Source organism: Micromonospora sp. NPDC049366 (assembly GCF_044466625.1).
In the GTDB taxonomy this organism is placed as follows: Bacteria; Actinomycetota; Actinomycetes; order Mycobacteriales; family Micromonosporaceae; genus Micromonospora.
Genome location: NZ_JBITMV010000048.1, coordinates 1 through 5,410, shown reverse-complemented (window position 1 = coordinate 5,410; position 5,410 = coordinate 1). Strand labels below are relative to the sequence as shown.

3 rRNA genes are annotated in these 5,410 nt (G+C 58.0%); all 3 read right to left on the bottom strand.

The features are described 5' to 3' along the window. Nucleotides 1-71: 71 nt before the first annotated feature. Nucleotides 72-188, bottom strand: a 5S ribosomal RNA gene (gene rrf, locus ACIBTV_RS31300). Nucleotides 189-269: 81 nt separating this feature from the next. Continuing rightward, a 23S ribosomal RNA gene (locus ACIBTV_RS31295) occupies nt 270-3,379 on the bottom strand. A gap of 369 nt (nt 3,380-3,748) precedes the next feature. Further along, a 16S ribosomal RNA gene (locus ACIBTV_RS31290) occupies nt 3,749-5,263 on the bottom strand. The 16S, 23S and 5S rRNA genes sit together here, the layout of an rRNA operon. Nucleotides 5,264-5,410: the final 147 nt, after the last annotated feature.

Here is a 5,410-nt window from a genome sequence, read left to right as displayed (position 1 = left end):
CGACGTCCGGGAATTGGGGTGGAAAACGCGTCAGGGCCACCCTCACAAAGGGTGGCCCTGACGGGAAGATTGTCCGGCGGTGTCCTACTCTCCCACACCCTCCCGAGTGCAGTACCATCGGCGCTGGAGGGCTTAGCTTCCGGGTTCGGAATGTAACCGGGCGTTTCCCCTCCGCCATGACCGCCGTAACACTATCGACATATCAAACAACACCCAACGGGTCTGTTGTTCGCTTGTCGGGAGTTGCACAGTGGACGCGTAGCAGCTTAGTAGTCAAGTCCTCGGCCTATTAGTACCGGTCGACTGAACCCGTTACCGGGCTTACATCTCCGGCCTATCAACCCAGTCGTCTAGCTGGGGGCCTTACCCACAAAAATGTGGTGGGATACCTCATCTTGAAGCGAGCTTCCCGCTTAGATGCTTTCAGCGGTTATCCCTTCCGAACGTAGCTAACCAGCCGTGCCCCTGGCGGGACAACTGGCACACCAGAGGTTCGTCCGTCCCGGTCCTCTCGTACTAGGGACAGCCCTTCTCAAGTATCCTACGCGCACGGCGGATAGGGACCGAACTGTCTCACGACGTTCTAAACCCAGCTCGCGTACCGCTTTAATGGGCGAACAGCCCAACCCTTGGGACCTGCTACAGCCCCAGGATGCGACGAGCCGACATCGAGGTGCCAAACCATCCCGTCGATATGGACTCTTGGGGAAGATCAGCCTGTTATCCCCGGGGTACCTTTTATCCGTTGAGCGACACCGCTTCCACACGCAAGTGCCGGATCACTAGTCCCGACTTTCGTCCCTGCTCGACCTGTCAGTCTCACAGTCAAGCTCCCTTGTGTACTTGCACTCAACACCTGATTGCCAACCAGGCTGAGGGAACCTTTGGGCGCCTCCGTTACCCTTTAGGAGGCAACCGCCCCAGTTAAACTACCCACCAGACACTGTCCCTGAACCGGATAACGGTCCGAAGTTAGATACCCAAATCAACCAGAGTGGTATTTCAAGATTGCCTCCCCACCAACTGGCGTTGATGGTTCACCGGCTCCCACCTATCCTACACAAGCTAATTCGGATACCAATGTCAAGCTATAGTAAAGGTCCCGGGGTCTTTCCGTCCTGCCGCGCGTAACGAGCATCTTTACTCGTACTGCAATTTCGCCGGGCCTGTGGTTGAGACAGTGGGGAAGTCGTTACGCCATTCGTGCAGGTCGGAACTTACCCGACAAGGAATTTCGCTACCTTAGGATGGTTATAGTTACCACCGCCGTTTACTGGCGCTTAAGTTCTCCGCTTCGCCCCCGAAAGAGCTAACAGGTCCCCTTAACGTTCCAGCACCGGGCAGGCGTCAGTCCATATACATCGAATTACTTCTTCGCATGGACCTGTGTTTTTAGTAAACAGTCGCTTCCCCCTGCTCTCTGCGGCCATACAACGCTCCACCCGCGCGGGGCTTCACGTCTCCGGCCCCCCTTCTCCCTAAGTTACGGGGGCAATTTGCCGAGTTCCTTAACCACAGTTCGCCCGATCGCCTCGGTATTCTCTACCTGACCACCTGTGTCGGTTTGGGGTACGGGCCGCTAAGAACTCGCTAGAGGCTTTTCTCGGCAGCATAGGATCACTGACTTCACCTGAATCGGCTCGGCATCACGTCTCAGCCTCATGCACCGCGGATTTGCCTACGGTACGGCCTACACGCTTACCCCGGCACAACCACCGGCCGGGCTCAGCTACCTTCCTGCGTCACCCCATCGCTTGACTACTACCCGCCAGGTTCCCACGCTCCCCACCCTCAACCCGAAGGTCTTGGATGGATTGGATGGTTAGCACAACGAGGTTCATCAGGGTCGCTCTTTCGCGGGTACGGGAATATCAACCCGTTGTCCATCGACTACGCCTCTCGGCCTCGCCTTAGGTCCCGACTCACCCAGGGCGGATTAGCCTGGCCCTGGAACCCTTGGTCATCCGGCGGAAGGGTTTCTCACCCTTCTTTCGCTACTCATGCCTGCATTCTCACTCGTGCCGCGTCCACAACTAGGTCACCCCGCTGCTTCACCCCCGGCACGACGCTCCCCTACCCATCCACACACCTGCACAAGGAATCACGTCCAAGCGAGGTTGAAATGTGAATGCCACAGCTTCGGCGGTGTGCTTGAGCCCCGCTACATTGTCGGCGCGGAACCACTTGACCAGTGAGCTATTACGCACTCTTTAAAGGGTGGCTGCTTCTAAGCCAACCTCCTGGTTGTCTATGCGACCCCACATCCTTTTCCACTTAGCACACGCTTAGGGGCCTTAGCTGGTGATCTGGGCTGTTTCCCTCTCGACTACGAAGCTTATCCCCCGCAGTCTCACTGCCGCGCTCTCACTTACCGGCATTCGGAGTTTGGCTGATTTCGGTAAGCTTGTGGGCCCCCTAGACCATCCAGTGCTCTACCTCCGGCAAGAAACACGCGACGCTGCACCTAAATGCATTTCGGGGAGAACCAGCTATCACGGAGTTTGATTGGCCTTTCACCCCTAACCACAGGTCATCCCCCAACTTTTCAACGTTGGTGGGTTCGGCCCTCCACGCGGTCTTACCCGCGCTTCAGCCTGCCCATGGCTAGATCACTCCGCTTCGGGTCTAGGACACGCGACTGAATCGCCCTATTCAGACTCGCTTTCGCTACGGCTCCCCCACACGGGTTAACCTCGCCACATGCCACTAACTCGCAGGCTCATTCTTCAAAAGGCACGCCGTCACCCCGCAAGGCTCCGACGGATTGTAGGCGAACGGTTTCAGGTACTATTTCACTCCCCTCCCGGGGTACTTTTCACCATTCCCTCACGGTACTCGTCCGCTATCGGTCACCAGGAAGTATTTAGGCTTACCAGGTGGTCCTGGCAGATTCACGGCAGATTTCAGGAGTCCGCCGCTACTCGGGAACACCCACAGAAGACCAGCAGCTTTCACCTACCGGACTATCACCGTCTACGGTCAGCCTTTCCAGACTGTTCAACTAGCCACTAGCTTTGTAACTTCTCGAACACGTGTCAGCATGTTCAGCAGGGTCCCACAACCCCAACCACGCAACCCCTGACAGGTATCACACGCAGCCGGTTTAGCCTCAATCCGCTTTCGCTCGCCACTACTCACGGAATCACTATTTGTTTTCTCTTCCTACGGGTACTGAGATGTTTCACTTCCCCGCGTTCCCTCCACACACCCTATGTGTTCAGGTGTGGGTGACTGGACATGACTCCAGCCGGGTTCCCCCATTCGGACACCCTGGGATCACAGCTCGGTTGACAGCTCCCCCAGGCCTATCGCGGCCTCCCACGTCCTTCATCGGCTCCTGGTGCCAAGGCATCCACCGTTCGCCCTTGACAACTTGACCACAAAGATGCTCGCGTCCACTGTGCAATTCTCAACAAACGACCAACCCACAACCCACAGCATGACACCAAACCCGACCACCGCCGGCGGTATGCCACACCAGGCCATGCCTGGCGCCTCCACGAGCACTCACGCTCGCCTCAAGGCTCTGAAAGACAACCAACGGTTGTTCCTTCAGGACCCAACAGGGTGCTAATCACCATCCGCCAGCCGCACCAAAGCCATCGTTCCCTACCACCAAGGTGGTCGTACTAGACGCTCCGGCCGTTGCCCGCCGACAGCTCGCCAGTGTCTCCGCCAATGAGCACCCCGACCCGACATCCGCAGGTCGCGGGCTCCATACCGCCTTTCGACGGATGGTGCTCCTTAGAAAGGAGGTGATCCAGCCGCACCTTCCGGTACGGCTACCTTGTTACGACTTCGTCCCAATCGCCAGCCCCACCTTCGACGGCTCCCTCCACAAGGGTTGGGCCACCGGCTTCGGGTGTTGCCGACTTTCGTGACGTGACGGGCGGTGTGTACAAGGCCCGGGAACGTATTCACCGCAGCGTTGCTGATCTGCGATTACTAGCGACTCCGACTTCACGGGGTCGAGTTGCAGACCCCGATCCGAACTGAGACCGGCTTTTTGGGATTCGCTCCACCTCACGGTATCGCAGCCCATTGTACCGGCCATTGTAGCATGCGTGAAGCCCTGGACATAAGGGGCATGATGACTTGACGTCATCCCCACCTTCCTCCGAGTTGACCCCGGCAGTCTTCGATGAGTCCCCGCCATAACGCGCTGGCAACATCGAACGAGGGTTGCGCTCGTTGCGGGACTTAACCCAACATCTCACGACACGAGCTGACGACAGCCATGCACCACCTGTGACCGCCCCCGAAGGACCCCACATCTCTGCAGGTTTTGCGGCCATGTCAAACCCAGGTAAGGTTCTTCGCGTTGCATCGAATTAATCCGCATGCTCCGCCGCTTGTGCGGGCCCCCGTCAATTCCTTTGAGTTTTAGCCTTGCGGCCGTACTCCCCAGGCGGGGCGCTTAATGCGTTAGCTGCGGCACAGGGAACCGGAGAGGCCCCCCACACCTAGCGCCCAACGTTTACAGCGTGGACTACCAGGGTATCTAATCCTGTTCGCTCCCCACGCTTTCGCTCCTCAGCGTCAGTATCGGCCCAGAGACCCGCCTTCGCCACCGGTGTTCCTCCTGATATCTGCGCATTTCACCGCTACACCAGGAATTCCAGTCTCCCCTACCGAACTCTAGCCTGCCCGTATCGACCGCAGGCTTGGGGTTGAGCCCCAAGTTTTCACGGTCGACGCGACAAGCCGCCTACGAGCTCTTTACGCCCAATAAATCCGGACAACGCTCGCGCCCTACGTCTTACCGCGGCTGCTGGCACGTAGTTGGCCGGCGCTTCTTCTGCAGGTACCGTCACTTGCGCTTCGTCCCTGCTGAAAGAGGTTTACAACCCGAAGGCCGTCATCCCTCACGCGGCGTCGCTGCATCAGGCTTCCGCCCATTGTGCAATATTCCCCACTGCTGCCTCCCGTAGGAGTCTGGGCCGTGTCTCAGTCCCAGTGTGGCCGGTCGCCCTCTCAGGCCGGCTACCCGTCGTCGCCTTGGTAGGCCATCACCCCACCAACAAGCTGATAGGCCGCGAGCCCATCCCAGGCCGAAAAACTTTCCACCCCCAGACATGCGTCCGAAGGTCCTATCCGGTATTAGCCCCCGTTTCCGAGGGTTATCCCAAAGCCTAGGGCAGGTTGCTCACGTGTTACTCACCCGTTCGCCGCTCGAGTACCCCGAAGGGCCTTTCCGCTCGACTTGCATGTGTTAAGCACGCCGCCAGCGTTCGTCCTGAGCCAGGATCAAACTCTCCAACAAAAACTTGGAAAAGCAATCCCGACAACAAAAGTGTTGCCAAAGGAATCCCAACCAGCCAGACAAAAGCCCGACCAGTCCGGGGTATAAATCAATTTGGCACTGGCTTATCAAGCACCCTGTTGAGTTCTCAAAGAACAACCACACACC